At 74.4% G+C, this 16,283-nt stretch carries 11 protein-coding genes and 3 tRNA genes; 4 read left to right on the top strand and 10 right to left on the bottom strand.

The features are described 5' to 3' along the window. Positions 1–196: 196 nt before the first annotated feature. Positions 197–829, top strand: coding sequence for a hypothetical protein (locus ACH4EB_RS02895; protein WP_398345738.1), 633 nt, complete (start codon positions 197–199; stop codon positions 827–829). A 719-nt stretch (positions 830–1,548) separates the two neighbouring features. On the opposite strand, the gene ACH4EB_RS02900 is transcribed toward ACH4EB_RS02895, so the two are convergent. The 3 genes from ACH4EB_RS02900 to ACH4EB_RS02910 all read right to left on the bottom strand — a co-directional run bounded on the left by ACH4EB_RS02900 (position 1,549) and on the right by ACH4EB_RS02910 (position 1,956). Continuing rightward, positions 1,549–1,625 (bottom strand) — tRNA-Ile (locus tag ACH4EB_RS02900). Positions 1,626–1,805: 180 nt separating this feature from the next. Next, a tRNA-Asn gene (locus ACH4EB_RS02905) sits at positions 1,806–1,878 on the bottom strand. Positions 1,879–1,883: 5 nt separating this feature from the next. Next, positions 1,884–1,956 (bottom strand) — tRNA-Asn (locus ACH4EB_RS02910). A 256-nt stretch (positions 1,957–2,212) separates the two neighbouring features. Here ACH4EB_RS02910 and ACH4EB_RS02915 point away from each other — a divergent pair. Together ACH4EB_RS02915 and ACH4EB_RS02920 are read left to right on the top strand one after the other, a co-directional pair. Then, positions 2,213–2,512 carry a YtxH domain-containing protein gene (locus ACH4EB_RS02915; protein ID WP_398345470.1) on the top strand — a complete coding sequence of 100 codons (300 nt, stop codon included), beginning with the start codon at positions 2,213–2,215 and terminating at the stop codon, positions 2,510–2,512. Between the two features lie 113 nt (positions 2,513–2,625). Next, on the top strand, positions 2,626–4,065 hold the full coding sequence (locus ACH4EB_RS02920; RefSeq protein ID WP_398345472.1) for an FGGY family carbohydrate kinase: 1,440 nt from the start codon (positions 2,626–2,628) through the stop codon (positions 4,063–4,065). Between the two features lie 639 nt (positions 4,066–4,704). On the opposite strand, the gene ACH4EB_RS02925 is transcribed toward ACH4EB_RS02920, so the two are convergent. The 6 genes from ACH4EB_RS02925 to ACH4EB_RS02950 form a co-directional block, all read right to left on the bottom strand. Next, positions 4,705–5,901: an RNA polymerase sigma factor gene (locus tag ACH4EB_RS02925; protein WP_398345474.1), complete on the bottom strand. Its 1,197-nt coding sequence runs from the start codon at positions 5,899–5,901 to the stop codon at positions 4,705–4,707. Between the two features lie 408 nt (positions 5,902–6,309). Continuing rightward, positions 6,310–8,232 (bottom strand): DNA primase, encoded by a 1,923-nt coding sequence (gene dnaG / locus ACH4EB_RS02930; protein ID WP_398345475.1) that lies wholly within the window; start codon positions 8,230–8,232, stop codon positions 6,310–6,312. Between the two features lie 132 nt (positions 8,233–8,364). Then, a complete protein-coding gene (locus tag ACH4EB_RS02935; RefSeq protein WP_398345476.1) occupies positions 8,365–9,327 on the bottom strand; it encodes a pyridoxal-phosphate dependent enzyme in 963 nt (320 codons plus the stop codon). Between the two features lie 92 nt (positions 9,328–9,419). Then, positions 9,420–10,703 carry an NAD(P)/FAD-dependent oxidoreductase gene (locus ACH4EB_RS02940; RefSeq protein ID WP_398345478.1) on the bottom strand — a complete coding sequence of 428 codons (1,284 nt, stop codon included), beginning with the start codon at positions 10,701–10,703 and terminating at the stop codon, positions 9,420–9,422. Between the two features lie 343 nt (positions 10,704–11,046). Further along, positions 11,047–12,378: a deoxyguanosinetriphosphate triphosphohydrolase gene (locus ACH4EB_RS02945; RefSeq protein ID WP_398345479.1), complete on the bottom strand. Its 1,332-nt coding sequence runs from the start codon at positions 12,376–12,378 to the stop codon at positions 11,047–11,049. Continuing rightward, the gene (locus ACH4EB_RS02950; protein WP_398345480.1) at positions 12,375–13,376 is read right to left on the bottom strand and encodes a sirohydrochlorin chelatase; all 1,002 of its coding nucleotides are present in this window, start codon (positions 13,374–13,376) and stop codon (positions 12,375–12,377) included. The genes ACH4EB_RS02945 and ACH4EB_RS02950 overlap by 4 nt, the downstream gene beginning before the upstream one ends. 248 nt (positions 13,377–13,624) lie before the next feature. Between ACH4EB_RS02950 and ACH4EB_RS02955 the strand changes: the two genes are divergently transcribed. Next, entirely contained in the window at positions 13,625–15,769 is a 2,145-nt protein-coding gene (locus tag ACH4EB_RS02955; protein ID WP_398345482.1) for a molybdopterin oxidoreductase family protein, read from the top strand. An 18-nt stretch (positions 15,770–15,787) separates the two neighbouring features. Here ACH4EB_RS02955 and ACH4EB_RS02960 read toward each other — a convergent pair whose 3' ends face one another. Then, entirely contained in the window at positions 15,788–16,246 is a 459-nt protein-coding gene (locus tag ACH4EB_RS02960) for a nuclear transport factor 2 family protein (protein WP_398345483.1), read from the bottom strand. Positions 16,247–16,283: the final 37 nt, after the last annotated feature.

Here is a 16,283-nt window from a genome sequence, read left to right on the forward strand (position 1 = left end):
GAAACGCTTCGCCGCTGTCTCACCCGGCGGTGGTTGACCTGACAGTGGTACCCGCGCGCGGGTGTCGGCGTACACCCGTACCTGCTCAGTGCGGTACACCCGAAGGTGCCCACCTCTTTGGAGCGGGATGAGGGTGCTCGATGTGATCGGGAGGCGATACGGCGGCGTGTGGGGAACACTTCTCCGGGTGATCGTGATGCAGCCCGTCCTGGAAATATACGCACCTGACAGCTTCGACCTCTGGCCTGTCACAGAGGCCGAGTCGTTTGGCTTCCTGCCTCTCAGCGGTGAGCTCTCACCCACCGAGGTCGGGACGGCGGTGATGCGCATCGCCAGTTGCAATGACATCACCGCCGACGGCGACCGCCCGCACCATCAGGCCGATGCCCTTGACTCGTTCCTTCACGGACTGCTGACCTTCGACAGTCTTTTCGCGGCTGGCGGCCTGCGGGTCACCGACAACTCCACAGGCGTCACCTTCCTGCCTGGCTGCTGCGATGGGCTGGAGGAATGGCGCGACTGGCATCAGCTCGTCGACGGCGGCAGCCTGCTCGGATTCGGCCACGCCCCCTTGTCACCGGTTGCGGAGCGCTTCGGCGACACCGTCCGGCTCACCGTCAACGCCGATCGGAGCGACAGTCCGGTGGTCGAGCTGTCCGTCACCGAGCTTCGCAACCTGCTCGCCGGTGCCGAGCGCGACCTGGCCGACTTCCTCGCGCTGGCAGCCGACTGGGCCTCCAGGCACCTGCCCGACCACTGCGCTCCCGTCACAGCCGCCCTCGCCCGTGCCCTTGACCTTCCCGCGCTGGCCATACCACCGCAGCCGTAGGACGGCGGGCCTGGCTTCGCCGGCCAGGAAGGCAGGCCCGGGATTGCCATGGCGTGCGAAACGGTGAGCATGTTCGTGTGCACCTGCCTGAGCACTTCGGCGTGTACGCCCACAGCGGGGGTGGAACCGAGGAGGTGGCGGCAGCGGAGGTCGGCGGGGAGTGGTCCCCGCGCGCACGGGGCTGCCCCGGACACCCCGGAGGCGGGTCCTTCGGCGCGCCCTCGCCGTCGGCCGGCCGATCGCCGTCGACGCGGTTGGAGGAGCCTGCCGCCACCTGACCGCCGGCCGCCCGGCATCACCGGCGGCCGCTGGGGCCTCGTCGGTGCCGAAGCGTTTCTCCGGCGCCCTGCCGTCATCGCGGACGACGGTTTCGCCACCTTCCGGCACTTCCGGGAGGGCACAGGCGGGATACGTCACGTCGCCGCCCTCAAAGATGTGACGGTCGCGGCAGTGCTTCTGGCTGCGAGATGGGCAACACAGGTCCGGGCCGCGTGGAGCTCACGACAAGTTCTTGTTCGATCCGGGTGGGGTGCCTTGCGCAACGGCCGTGGGAGCATCGACTACGCCTCCCACTCCGGCGCCGCTCCAAAACCCCAGGTCACCAGGGGACCGACGGCTCGACCGGGCCACACGGGCCCGCGTTTGCCGCACCGCTCTGAGGCAAACGCCGCACGCAACCGTCCGCTCCGCCCGCGTTTATGCAGGTCAGAACGATTCTTTGGTGGGGCGGGTGGGACTCGAACCCACGGCCGACGGATTATGAGTCCGCTGCTCTAACCGGCTGAGCTACCGCCCCGAAACGGCGCGCCGCGCACATTTGTGCGCGCCGTCTGCCGCAGCATAGCCGCTCATACGATCTGTTGCGCGGGTGGGTCCTCGATGGGCCGCCATGCTTGTCCAAGAGGACTTCGGCCACCGGGTGTTCGGTTCCCCCGCACAGGAAAGAGGACCCCCGTGGGGGTCCTCTTCCGTCCTGCTCCCCCGACTGGACTCGAACCAGTAACCCTCCGGTTAACAGCCGAATGCTCTGCCAATTGAGCTACAGGGGACCGAGCTCCCCCGACTGGACTCGAACCAGTAACCTGCCGGTTAACAGCCGGCTGCTCTGCCAATTGAGCTACAGGGGAATGCTCTGTGTGCCTCGAATGCACTCCGTTCCGGGGGCTCCGGACGGCGCGCGCTCGCTGCTGCACATACATTAGCGCAAGCAGGGGGGTGCTCCGCCAATCGGTATGGCCCCGGGCGGTCCGGATGATCTTCCGATCCGCGGGTAGGCGGGCAGCACAGACCGGCGGACCCCGCGGGCAGGCGCGCAGTGCGGCCCCGGCGGACCGGCGCACAGCGCGCGCGAGCGAGACCGACGAGAGGGAAGGTGGAGCGACGATGCGCTACCGGCTCACGTTCATCACGGGACTGGCCATCGGATACGTGCTCGGCACCAAAGCCGGCCGGGAGCGCTACGAGCAGCTCCGCAAGAGCGCCCGGCGGATCGCGCAGAACCCTGCCGTACGCAACACCGCGGAGTCCGCCGCCCTCGGCGGCCGTGAGGTGGCCACCAAGGCGTACGACAAGGTGTCGGCCAAGGTCGGCGACCGGATGCCGGGGCCGGTGGCCGAGCGCATCCGCGCGCTGCGCGAGCAGCGCGGCACCGACGAGGACGACTGGGGTACGAGCAACACCTGAGCCCCGGACCGCGCGGGCGGCCGGGGCCGGCCGTCCGCGCCCGGGCGGCCCATGCCCCCGGGGTGTGAACCTGGCGGCCGTCGTGTCCCGTCGATGGGGCATCATCTGGGGGCATGGGGATAGTCGCCGGGCTGGACAGTTCGTCCGAGAGCACACGGATCGTCGTCTGCGACGCGGACACGGGTGCCGTCATCAGGCAGGGGTACGCACCGCACCCCGCCGAAAAGGGACACGAGATCGACCCGCAGGCGTGGCTGATGTCACTCGGCGAGGCCGCGGGCAACGGGCTTCTGGAAGGCGTGCAGGCGATCGGCGTCTCCGCCCAGCAGCAGGGGGTGCTGCCGCTGGACGCCGACGGCGCCCTCGTACGGGCCGCGCTGGTCGGCAACGACAAACGGGCGCAGAGCGCCGCGGCCGACCTGATCGACGCGCTGGGCGGGCGGGCCGCCTGGACGCAGGCCGTCGGGGCCGTCCCGCACGCCGCACAGCCCCTCACCAAGCTGCGCTGGCTGGCGCGGAACGAACCGGCGAACGCGGCGCGCGTCGCCGAGGTCCTTCAGCCGCACGACTGGCTGGTGTGGCAGTTGCTGGGGCGCCCGGCGCGGCGTACGACGGACCGGGGCGGCGCGTCCGGCACCGGCTACTGGTCGGCGGCGGCCGGTGCGTACCGGCCGGATCTGGTGGAGCTGGCACTCGGGCACCAGGTGCGTCTGCCGGAGGTGCTGGGGCCGTCCGGCACCGCCGGGTTCACGCCCGAGGGGCTGCTGATCTCCGCCGGGACGGGCGAGACGATGGCCGCCGCGTTCGGGCTGGGGGTCAGCGCGGGTGACGCGGTGGTGTCGCTGGGCGCCTCGGGCTCGGTCTTCGGCATCCACCACGAGGCGCTGGCGGACTCCAACGGCACCATCACCTCGTTCGCCGACGCGACGGGGATGCACCTGCCGGTGGTGCACACGAGCAACGCGGTACGGGTGCTGCGCGGTACGGCCGAGATGCTGGGCACCGACCTCCAGGGGCTGTCCGAGCTGGCGCTGAAGTCGACGCCCGGCTCGTACGGCATGGTGCTGCTCCCCTATCTGGAGGGCGAACGGACGCCGCACCTGCCGCACACGGCGGGCTCCCTGCACGGGCTGCGGCGGGAGAGCATGAAGCCGGAGCACCTGGCGCGGGCGGCCTTCGAGGGCATGCTGTGCGGGCTCGCGGACGCGCTGGACGTCCTGCGCGGGCGCGGCGTCGAGGTGCGCCGGGTGTTCCTGCTGGGCGCGGCGGCCGAGCTGGGCGCCGTACAGGCGGCGGCGCCGGGACTGTTCGGGGCGCAGGTCGTGGTGCCACAGCCGGCGGGCTACGCGGCGCTGGGCGCGGCCCGGCAGGCGGCCTGGGCGCTGGGCGCGGCACACGGCACGCTGGCTCCGCACGAGCCGCCGCGCTGGCCCGCGGCGGCCAGCCAGATCTTCGAGCCGGGCGAGGACCTGCCGGTCGGGCAGGCCGTGCGACAGCAGTACATCGCGGTGCGGGAGGAGAGCTACGCCGGGGCGTTCTTGTCCGCTCAGTAGGGCCGGCGGGCGGTTCACGGCCGGGATCGTGACCGCCGGGACCGGGGGCACGGCGGGCGGTTCACGGCCGGGATCGTGACCGCCGGGACCGGGGGCACGGCGGGCGGTTCACGGCCAGGGTCGTGGCCGCCGGGACCGGGGGCGTGACCGCCACGGCCGGGCCGGTACCGGAGCGACGTCCGGGCGGCTGGGCCTGACGTTCTCGTCCGCTCCGTAACACCGGCGAGCGGTTCACCGCCGGGGTCGTGCCGCCACGCCAGGCTGGTGTCGGAGCGGTATCCGGGCGGCTGCGCCGGGGCGTTCTCGGCCGGCCAGCAGGCCCCCGCCGAGGGCGTCCCGCAGTCCGCAAGCGTGACCGCTTGGATCGGGCTGGTGCCGGAGCGACGTCCGAGCGCCCGGGCCTGACATTCTCGTCCGCCTCGTCCGCCTCGTCCGCCTCGTCCGCCCAGTAGGCCCGCCGGGCGTCCCGCAGCCGTGAGCGTGACCGCCAGGATCGGGCCGGTCCCGCAGTGGCCTCCGGGCGGCTGCGCCGGGGCGTTCTCGGCCGGCCAGCGGGCCCCCGCCGGGGGGCGTCCCGCAGCCGGGAGCGTGACCGTCAAGGCCCGGGGGGGAGAGACCGAAGCGGCGTCCGGGCCCCGGCTAGTCGAGGTACCCCCGGAGCTGATCCGCGAAGGCGTGGTCGCGCAGTTTGTTCAGGGTCTTGGACTCGATCTGGCGGATGCGTTCGCGGGTGACGCCGAAGATCCGGCCGATCTCTTCCAGGGTGCGGGGGCGGCCGTCGACGAGGCCGTACCGCAACTGGACGACCTTGCGTTCCCGTTCGCCGAGGGTGGACAGGACCGCTTCGAGGTGCTCGCGCAGGAGGAGGAAGGCGGCGGACTCGACGGGGGACGCGGCGTCGCCGTCCTCGATGAGGTCGCCGAGCGCGACGTCGTCCTCCTCGCCCACGGGGGCGTGCAGGGACACCGGCTCCTGGGCGAGCCGCAGTACCTCGCTGACCCGTTCGGGGGGCAGGTCGAGCTGGGCGGCGACCTCTTCGGGCGTGGGCTCGTACCCCCGCTCCTGGAGCATCCGGCGCTGTACCCGGACGACCCGGTTGATCAGCTCCACGACGTGCACCGGGACGCGGATCGTACGGGCCTGGTCGGCGAGCGCGCGGGACATGGCCTGGCGGATCCACCACGTGGCGTACGTGGAGAACTTGTAGCCGCGGGCGTAGTCGAACTTCTCGACGGCGCGGATCAGCCCGAGGTTGCCCTCCTGGACGAGGTCGAGCATGGTCAGGCCGCGGCCGACGTAGCGCTTGGCGACGGAGACGACCAGGCGGAGGTTGGCCTCGATAAGGCGGCGTTTGGCCATCCGGCCGAGGACGACCAGCTTGTCGAGGTCGAGGGCGAGTTGGGAGTCCAGGTCGGGGGCGAGCCGCAGCCGTTCCTCGGCGAACAGGCCGGCCTCCACCCGGCGGGCCAGTTCGACCTCCTCCACGGCGGTGAGCAGCGGTATCCGGCCGATCTCGCGCAGGTACTGGCGGAACAGGTCGGAGGAGGGGCCGCCGGCCTCGGCACGCGGCGGCGGCTCCGGGGCGATCTCCTCCACGAGGATTTCGGGCGCGGGCGGCTCGGCCTGCTGTGGCACGGTGGCCGAATCCGCGGCCGGCGCGTCGGCGAGGGTCCGGGTCTGCACGGGGGCGACCTCCAGTGTGATCGCTGCTGAGGCGGCGGAAGGGCCGGGACCGTCTGCGGCCGAGCCGCTGTCCGTCCCGTACATCAAGAGCGGTTCCGCGGGGGGTTCAGGTTCCGTACGTCCGGACCCGCCGCGCTCCGAGGACTCAGGCACCGCTCCTCAGTGTGGAGTACGACACACGCCCGCCACGAGGGGCGTGCGGGCACTTTTTGGGTCCGGACGGTGACCGCGCGGCTACGGCGGGGTGGCTACGGGCCGTGCCGGGGTACCGGGGTGCCGACGGCCGTCCGCTCCGGCCGGGGTACGGGGCACGGGCGCCGCCGGGCGCGGGCCCCCGGCGCGGGCACCGCCGGGCGCAGACTCAGCCGGGCACGGACATCCCGGGCGCGGGCACTGCCGATCGCGGACCCGCGGGACGCGGGCACCGCCGCGCACGGCCCCCGGACACGGGCACCGCCCGGCACGGGCACCCCGAGCGCCGGCACCGCCGGGCGTGGACACTCCGGGCACGGGCACCCCGAGCACGGGCACCACCCGGCGCGCACCCCCAACCACGCGCCGCTACAACGCGGCAGCCCCCCGTACGCGCAGGGTCTTGCCGTACTGCTGGAGGACCCACAGCTCTTGCAGTACGGCTGCCGAGCCGGCGTGGTCGCCCTGTGCCTCCAGGCGGCGGGCGCTGCCTTCCAGGTCGGCGATGCGCGCGTCGACGGCGGCGATGCGGACGGTGACCAGTTGTTCGCCGGCGTACGCCTCGTCCGCGTCGCGGCGGGTGTGCAGCGGCTCCACGGCCAGCTCGGTGACCATGGCGCGGACCGTGTCGTCGGGGGCGGCGGCGCGGACCCGGGAGAGGTAGGTGTTGTCGCCCGCGGCGGACATCGCGCCGCCCGCGTCCTCGATGCACCGGCGGACGGTCGCGTAGGGGGGCGCGGTGAACTCGTCGGCGCCGTACGCGTCGAAGGCGGGCGAGACCAGGTCGGGGCGCTGGAGGGCCAGCTTGAGCAGCTCCCGCTCGACGCGGTGGGCGGGGCTGCGGAGGTTCAGCGCGGGGCCGCGCGGGCCGGGCGGCCGGGCGGCCTCCGGGGTCTGCGGGCCGGCGCGGCGGCCCGCGCGGGCCGCGTCGTCCCGGCCGTGGTGCCCGTCCCGGCCGCGCTCGCGGGCCCAGCGGGCGAGCTGGCCGACCCGGCGGACGACGAACTGGGTGTCGAGGATGCCGAGCATGCCGGCGAGCTGCACGGCGGACTCGTGCTGGATGGAGCTGTTCTTGATGTTGGCGACGATGGGCGCCGCCTCGTCCAGGGCGGCGGCGCGGCCCACCGTCGTGTCGAGGTTGTGCCGGGCGACGACCTGCCGCAGCGCGAACTCGAACAGCGGCGTCCGGGACTCGACCAGGTCGGCGACGGCCGCGTCGCCCTTGGCCAGGCGCAGGTCGCAGGGGTCCATGCCGCCGGGGGTGATGGCGATGGAGGTCTGGGCGGCGAACTTCTGGTCGTCCTCGAAGGCGCGCAGCGCGGCCTTCTGGCCGGCCGCGTCACCGTCGAAGGTGAAGACGACCTCGGAACCGGAATTGTCCATCAGCAGCCGGCGCAGGATCTTGATGTGGCCCTCGCCGAAGCTCGTGCCGCAGGTGGCGATGGCGGTGCGGACGCCGGCGAGATGGCAGGCCATGACGTCCGTGTAGCCCTCGACGACGACCGCGCGGCTGCCCTTGGCGATCTCCTTCTTGGCGAGGTCGATGCCGTACAGGACGTGGGACTTGCGGTAGAGGGGGGTCTCCGGGGTGTTCAGGTACTTGGGGCCGTTGTCGTCGTCGCGCAGCTTGCGGGCGCCGAAGCCGACGACCTCGCCGGCGATGTCGCGGATCGGCCACATCAGGCGGCCGCGGAAGCGGTCGATGGGGCCGCGGCGGCCGTCCTGGGAGAGGCCGGAGAGGATCAGCTCCTGGTCGCTGAAACCGCGGCCGCGCAGGAACCGGGTGAGGTGGTCCCAGCCGGCCGGGCTGTAGCCGACGCCGAAGTGCTGGGCGGCGGCCTGGTCGAAGCCGCGCTCGGCGAGGAACGCGCGGCCGATCTCGGCCTCGGGGCTGTCGAGCTGCTCGATGTAGAACTGCGCCGCGACCTTGTGGGCCTCGACCAGGCGGGTGCGCTCGCCCTGCTGACGGCCCGGGGTGTAGCCGCCCTCCTCGTAGCGCAGCGTGATGCCGGCCTGAGAGGCGAGGCGCTCGATGGTCTCGGCGAAGGAGAGGTGGTCGAGCTTCATGATGAAGTCGACGACGTCCCCGCCCTCTTGGCAGCCGAAGCAGTGGTAGAGGCCCTTGGCCGGGCTGACGTGGAACGACGGGGACTTCTCGTCGTGGAAGGGGCACAGGCCCTTGAGGTTGCCGCCGCCCGCGTTGCGCAACTGGAGGTACTCGGACACGACGGCGTCGATCGGGACCGCGTCCCGCACCGCCTTCACGTCGTCATCGTTGATCCTGCCTGCCACGCCTGAATTCTACGGGTGGGGTACGACAGTCCCGCCCGGGCCCGCCCGGCGGCCGGGGCACCGCCGCCGGGCCGCCCGGGATCCCCGCCCCCGGGCGGGCCGGGGCCGCGTCCCCGGGCGGCCCTCAGGCCATCAGGCCATCAGCTCCAGGAAGCGGTCCAGCCCGATGTTCCCGCCGGAGATCACCACGCCGACGCGGCGCGGCAGCGGATCGACGGCCCCGGCCAGCAGGGCGGCCAGCGCGCTCGCCCCGCTCGGCTCGGTGACGATCTTCAGCCGTTCGAAGGCCAGCCGCATCGCGGCCCTGATCTCGTCGTCGCTGACCAGGACCACCGAGTCCAGCAGCCGCCGGTTGATCGCGAAGGTCAGCTCGCCGGGCTCCGTCACGGCCTGTCCGTCGGCGATGGTGCGCGGTACGGGTACGCGTACCCGCTCGCCGGCCGCCAGCGAGCGCCGGTGGTCGTCCCCGGCCTCCGGCTCGACGCCGATCATGCGGATGCCGGGCGACAGCGCGGTGGCGGCGACCGCCGAGCCCGCCATCAGCCCGCCCCCGCCGACCGGCGTGAGCAGGGCGTCCAGCGGGCCGGTCGCCTCGATCAGCTCCAGCGCGGCCGTGCCCTGTCCGGCGATGACGTGCGGATGGTCGTACGGCGGGATCAGGGTCAGGCCGCGTTCGGCGGCGAGCCGCGCGCCCAGGGCGGCCCGGTCGCCGGTGTAGCGGTCGTACGTGACGATCTCGGCGCCGTAGCCCTCGGTCGCGTCCCGCTTGGAGCGCGGCGAGTCCTCCGGCATGAGGATGACCGCGCTGCTGCCCAGCTCCCGGGCGGCCAGGGCGACCGCCTGGGCGTGGTTGCCGGAGGAGAACGCCGCGACACCGCGGGCGAGCCGCTCCGGCGCCAGCCGCGAGACGGCGTGGTAGGCGCCGCGGAACTTGAAGGCGCCCACCCGTTGGAAGTTCTCGCACTTGAGGTGCACCTCGGCGCCCACGAGGGCGTCGAGGGTGCGGGACCGCAGCACCGGGGTGCGGTGGACGACGCCCTTGATGCGGGCGGCGGCGTCCCGGACGTCGTCGAGCGTGACGGTGGCTTCGCTCATGTGTGGCTCTCCTGGGCGGCGGGGCGGCTCGCCCCGGGCGTCGGTCTGCAGTACGGGTTTCCCGCCGCCCGGTCCGCGGGCGGCCCCCGGGCTCAGAGCAGCGAGTCCAGGGCCACCTGCGGGTTGGCGAGCGCGTTCGGGTCGAGTTCCCGGCCGGAGCGGATGAGCTGCTGGATCGGCTCGGTGACGTCCCACATGTTGACGTTCATGCCCGCCAGCAGCCGGCCCTCGCACAGCCAGAAGGCGATGAACTCGCGCTTGCCGACGTCGCCGCGGCACACCACCTGGTCGTACGAGCCCGGCGGCGCGTAGCCGGAGTACTCCAGCCCGATGTCGTACTGGTCGGAGAAGAAGTAGGGGATCCGGTCGTACGTGACGTCCTGGCCGAGCATGGCGCGGGCCGCGGCGGGGCCGCCGTTGAGGGCGTTGGCCCAGTGCTCGACGCGCAGCCCGGCGGGCTCGCCGCCGTCCCCGCCGCCGGGCAGCAGGGTGTACGGGAAGGCGGCGATGTCACCGGCCGCGTAGATGTGCGGGTCGGAGGTGCGCAGCGCGGCGTCGACCGCGACGCCGCCGCCGTGCGCCGGGTCGACCAGGGTCAGCCCGGCCTGCTCGGCCAGGGCCGTGCGGGGGGCGGCGCCGATCGCGGCGAGCACGTCGTGGGCGGGGTGCTCCTCGCCGTCGTCGGTGCGCGCGGCCAGCACCACGCCGTCCTGTCCGGCGATCTCGGTCAGGCGGGCGCCGAAGTGGAAGCGGACGCCGTGCTCGCGGTGCAGGTCGGTGAAGAGACTGCCCAGTTCGGGCCCGACGACGCCGTGCAGCGGGGTGGGCTCGGGCTCCACGACGGTCACCTCGGCGCCGTACGAGCGCGCGGCGGCGGCGACTTCCAGGCCGATCCAGCCGGCGCCGGCGATGACGAGGTGGCCGTTGTCCCGGCCGAGGGACTGCAGGACGCCGCGCAGCCGCTCGGCGTGCGCGAGGCGCCGCAGGTGGTGGACGCCGGCCAGGCCGGTGCCGGGGATCTCCAGCCGGCGCGGTTCGGCGCCGGTGGCCAGCAGGAGCTTGTCGTACGCGATCAGGGTGCCGTCGCCGAGCCGTACGGTGCGGGCCGCCGGGTCGAGGTGGACGGCGGGCTGGCCGAGGTGCAGTTCGATGTCCGCGCCGGCGTACCAGGCGGGCTCGTGGACGAAGACGCTGTCGCGCTCCTCCTTGCCGAGCAGGTACCCCTTGGAGAGCGGGGGGCGCTCGTACGGGTGGTCGCGCTCGTCGCAGATCAGTATCACCCGGCCGGTGAAACCTTCCGCACGAAGGGTCTCGGCGGCCTTGGCACCGGCCAGGCCACCCCCGACGATGACGAACGTCTGGTGTGCGTCGACCACTTGCTTCCTCCTCGCTGCGGCGCGGTGCGTCCGCGTCCGTGAACGCCCCCGGTCGTGTCCCCGTTCTACCCCCCGCGGTGCTGCTGCCGCGTACCGCCCGGCGCGGCCGGCCGGGTGTCCCCCGCCCGGCCGTGTGACGCGGGTGCGTCCCCCGGCCGTTCAGGCACTGGGGGACATACCGCGTTCCCGGGCCGTCCACCCCGTCGTGCCCCTGATGTGTTTCCCCCGTGCGCAACGCTCAAGCCCGAGCGTCCCGCACCGGGCGCGCCACGGGAAGGGGGCCCGTTCCCCAGGGGGCGCACCGGCCCCGTCCATGGTGGCCCGGCGGCTCGGGTGCCGCTGGTCAGCGCGTGCCCCGCGGCCGGGTGAGCCGGGCGTGCAGGGAGCGCGCCGAGGCGTCGGTGAGGGCGGCGATCTGGTCGATCAGGGCGCGCATCCGGGCGGTGTCGTCGCCCGCCGCCTCGGCCCGGTCGTACAGGGCGCGGAACTGCGGGTCCAGGCCGTCCGGCGCGCGGGCGACCAGCGCCTCGGCCAGTTCGGCGATGACGACGCGCTGGTCGGCGCGGAGCGCCTCCTGGTCGGGCCGGCGCATGACGTAGCGTTCGGCGACGGCCTTCAACACGGCGCATTCCAGCCGGGTTCCGGGCGGTACGACGAGCCGGGCGCGGTGCCGGGTGAGCCGGCCGGTACCCCATTCGGCGCGGGTGGCGGTCTCGGCGGCGAGGCAGAAGCGGCCGATGAGCTGGCTGGTGGCGTCCTTCAGGCGGGCCTGGGCGACGGCCGTGCCGTCGTAGCCGTGCGGCCACCACTCCTGGTCGAGCAGGCGGTCGAGGGCTTCGCCCAGTTCCGCCGGGTCCGCGCCGGGCGCGTAACGTTCGGCGGCGATCGCGAACACTTCGGCACGTTCGGGCTCGGCGAGCAGGCAGTTCGGGTCCAGGTGGCCGGCGTGCAGCCCGTCCTCCACGTCGTGCACCGAGTACGCCACGTCGTCGGCCCAGTCCATGACCTGCGCCTCGAAGCTGCGTGCCATTTCCGGCGCGCCCTGCCGGAACCAGGTGAAGACCGGCAGGTCGTCCTCGTAGACACCGAACTTGGACGAACCGGGATCGGTGGGGTGACCGCCGCGCGGCCACGGGTACTTGGTCGCGGCGTCCAGCGCGGCGCGGGTGAGGTTGAGGCCGACGCTGACGGCCGAGCCGTCCGTGTCGGGGACGAACCGTTTCGGTTCCAGGCGGGCGAGCAGCCGCAGCGACTGGGCGTTGCCCTCGAAGCCGCCGCACGGCGCGGCGACCTCGTTCAGCGCCTGTTCGCCGTTGTGCCCGAAGGGCGGGTGGCCCAGGTCGTGGGCGAGGCAGGCGGTCTCCACCAGATCGGGGTCGCAGCCGAGCGCCGCGCCGAGTTCGCGGCCGACCTGGGCGCACTCCAGGGAGTGGGTGAGACGGGTGCGGGGGCTGGCGTCCCACAGGTGTTCGGTGGTGCCCGGGGTGACGACCTGGGTCTTGCCCGCGAGGCGGCGCAGCGCGGCCGAGTGCAGCACCCGGGCCCGGTCACGTTGGAAGGCGGTGCGTCCCGGGCGTTTGTCGGGCTCGGGGACCCAGCGTTCGGTGTCGGCCGCGTCGTACCCCGTACCGTTGTGGCCCGCTTCGCGGCCGGTCGTCGTTCGTGTGCCCGTCATACGGCGACGGTAGCCGCCCCGGCCGCGTCGTGGTCGCACCCGCCGCGTGCAGCGCGGGCCTGGTCGTCGGCGCGGGCCTGGTCGTAACGGTGCAGGACCAGCCGGGCCAGCGCGGGGTGGTCGCCGAGCGGCGCGGCGGCGGGGCCGGGGGCGGCCGCGGCGCACTGGGCGGCGAAGCGGCCGGGCGCGGTGAAGCAGGAGGCGAGGGCGGGCCGGTGGTGGCCGCGGGCGGCGAGGTCGCGCAGCGCGGCGCGGACGGAGAGCGGGGTGCCGGGCGGTCCGCCTTCCGGGGGCGCCGAGGCGTACGCGGGCAGGACGGGTACGCCGCCGAGCCGCTCGGACAGGAGCCGTGCCGTACGGGCCGTGTCGGCGGCCGATTCGGGAGCCCGGGACCCGGCGGCGGCCAGCACGACGGCGCTCGGGCGCCGGGCCCCGGCCTCTTCGAGGCGGGCGTGCAGGGCTTCGGCGAGCAGCGGGTGCGGGCCGAGCGGGCGGGCGAGGAGCGCCGCGAGGTGGGGCGCGCCGGCCAGCGCGGCCGGTATGTCGTGGCCGGTGTGGTGGCCACGGGCGAGCAGCAGCGGCACGGCGACGGCCGGTCCGCTCAGCCGGGCCAGGGTGTCCGGGAGCAGCGGCGCGTTCAGTTCGATGTGCCCGAGGCGGACGACGAGCCCGGGGCGCAGTCGCCGTATCCGCTCCAGGAGGGCGGTGACGGTGCGCAGCGCGGCGGGGTCACGGCTGCCGTGCGCCACGGCGACGAGTGGGGGCGCCTCCCGGGCCGCCGCGGCACGGGGGAAGGGCCGGGGGCCGTCCGGTGCGCGGCCGGGGCGGGGGCCGTCCGGTACGGCCGCGGGCCGCGGGGGCAGGCCGCGCAGCCCGGCCCGGCCGAGCCGGTCGCTGAGCTGGGTGCTGATCTCCGTCATGAGCTGCGCCGTACTGTCGAAGGGAACCGCGGTGCACGAGGGGGCCGCGGGCGGCGGGGGCGGTGTCGACGCCTTCATGCGGGGAGCCTGGCAGCCGGGCGTTGCCGGGCCGTTGCGCGGGTGTGACGGCTGGTTTCCGGTGGCTGTCGGGCGGGCGGGGGCGGGCGTGAGGGCGGGGCGGGTCCGGGCCCGCCGGCCGGGCGGGGCGGCCACGGGGTGCGTGGCGATCCTTCTCACCTCCCCCGTACGAACGCCGTGAGGCACGCTTCCCCGGCCCGTAACGCCGCCACGGACCGGCGGAAACACGGGCGCCGCACGCTGGCCGCATGAACGCCGCCACCCCCCGCGCCACCGCCACGCCGACGGCCTCGCCCCCGGACCCGCGGGCGCCCGTGGACACCCACTGCCCCTACTGCTCCCTCCAGTGCGGCATGGGTCTGCGCCGCCGCCCGGCGGGCGCCACCGGCGCGCCCGCCGAGGTCGTGGAACGCCCCGCCTTCCCCGTCAACCGGGGCGCCCTGTGCGGCAAGGGCCGCACCGCCGCCGAACTGCTCGCGCCCGGCGTCCGGCTGACCGGTCCCCTGGTGCGCGACACGGCGACCGGCCGGCTCGTACCGGCGGACTGGGACACGGCCCTCGACCGGGTCGCCGCGGGGCTGTCCCGTACCGGCGCGGTGCACGGCAAGGACGCGGTGGGCGTCTTCGGCGGGGGCGGACTGACCAACGAGAAGGCGTACGCGCTGGGCAAGTTCGCGCGGGTGGTGCTCGGCACGTCGCAGATCGACTACAACGGCCGGTTCTGCATGTCCTCGGCCGCCGCCGCACACCAGCGGGCCTTCGGCCTGGACCGCGGGCTGCCCTTCCCGCTGGCCGACATCGCCCGTACCGGCTGCGTCATCCTCGTCGGCTCCAACCTGGCCGAGACCATGCCGCCCGCGCTGCGCTACCTGACGGAGCTGAAGGAGAACGGCGGCCGGCTGATCGTCGTCGACCCGCGCCGTACCCGTACGGCCGAACAGGCGGACCTGCACCTGGCGCCGCGCCCCGGCACCGACCTGGCCCTCGCGCTCGGCCTGCTGCACCTGGTGGTGGCGGAGGGCCGTACGGACGAGGACTTCATCGCGGCGCGCACCAGCGGCTGGCCGGCGGCACGGGCCGCCGCGATGGCGCACTGGCCGGAACTGGTGGAGCGCGTCACCGGCGTACCGGTCCCGCAACTCCGTACTGCCGTACGGCTGTTCTGCGAGGCCACCACCTCCATGGTGCTCACGGCACGCGGCCCCGAACAGCAATCCAAGGGGACGGACACCGTCAGCGCGTGGATCAACCTGTGCCTGGCGACCGGCCGCGCGGGCCGCCCGCACTCCGGTTACGGCTGCCTGACCGGCCAGGGCAACGGGCAGGGCGGGCGCGAACACGGCCAGAAGGCCGACCAGTTGCCGGGCTACCGCAAGGTGTCCGACCCCGCCGCGCGGGCGCACGTCGCGGAGGTGTGGGGCGTGCCGCCCGCGTCCCTCCCCGGCCCCGGACGCAGCGCGTACGAGCTGCTCGACGCCCTGGGGCGGGACGTACGCGCCCTGCTCCTGATGGGCTCCAACCCCGTCGTCTCCGCACCCCGCGCCGCCCATGTCGAGCAGCGTGTCCGGGCGCTGGACTTCCTCGCGGTGGCCGATGTGGTGCTCTCGGAGACCGCGGCCCTCGCGGACGTGGTCCTGCCGGTGGCCCAGTGGGCCGAGGAGACCGGGACGACGACGAACCTGGAGGGCCGGGTCCTGCTGCGCCGCCGCGCCCTCGACCCCCCGCCCGGCGTCCGCACCGACCTGCACGTCCTCAACGCCCTCGCCGCCCGCCTCGGCTGGGAGAAAGGCTTCTCCGCCGACCCGGAAGAGGTCTTCGACGAACTGCGGCGCGCCTCGGCCGGCGGCCCGGCCGACTACGCCGGGATCACCTACCGGCGGATCGCCGCCGAGGACGGCGTCTTCTGGCCCTGCGCCGACGAGGACCACCCCGGCACCCCCCGCCTCTTCCTGGACCGCTTCGCGACCCCCGACGGCCGGGCCCGCTTCACCCCGGTCACCCACCGCCCGGCGGCCGAGGAGCCCGACGGCCGCTACCCGGTGGTGCTGACGACCGGCCGCGTCCTGGCCCAGTACCAGTCAGGCGCACAGACCCGCCGGATACCGGAGCTCAACACCGCGGCGCCCGGCCCGTACGTGGAGATCCACCCGCGGCTCGCCCGGCAGTACGGCATCGAGGACGGCACCCCGGTGGCAGTGGTCTCCCGGCGCGGCCGCGCGGTGGCCCCCGCCCGCTACAGCGAAGCGATCCGCCCCGACACCCTTTTCATGCCCTTCCACTGGCCGGGCCCCGGCCGCGCCAACACCCTGACCAACCCGGCCCTGGACCCGACATCGGGGATGCCGGAATTCAAGGTGTGCGCGGTACGGCTGGAACGGGTGGAGGAGACGTAGGAGCGACGGCCGGTGCCTTCACGGCGTGCAGGCTTCGGCGACCGAGAGGCTGTTCTCGTAGAGGTGGTGGCGGGTGATGCGGCCGTTCTCGACGGTGAGGCGCAGGGCGAACGGCCCCTCGAAGGTCTTGCCCGTCGCCCGTACGGTCCCCGCCACGTGCCCCGTCAGCACGGCGTCGGTGCCCTCCACGAGGAAGGCGTCGACGGAGGCGCGCGACTCCTCGGGCACCGTGTGTGCCGCCAGCTCCTCGGCCTGGGCGGCACATTCGGCGGCCGTGGTGCGCGGGCGGATCCACGGGACGACGGGGTTCTCGGCGAGCAGCCAGTCGACCTCGTCGGCGAAGAGCGCGGTGAGCCGAGCGGTGTCCCCGGCGATCCGGGCGGCGAGGAACTGTGCCACGACGGCCCGGGTGCCCTCGGCGGCCGGTGTCTCGTCCGCGGCCGTACCGGGGGTGTCGGCGGTGGGGTCGGCGGTCATGGCGCTCTCCTCGCGGTGCGGCCGGGCCCGGCGGGGG

Source organism: Streptomyces sp. NPDC018045, from assembly GCF_044327445.1.
GTDB lineage: Bacteria > Actinomycetota > Actinomycetes > Streptomycetales > Streptomycetaceae > Streptomyces.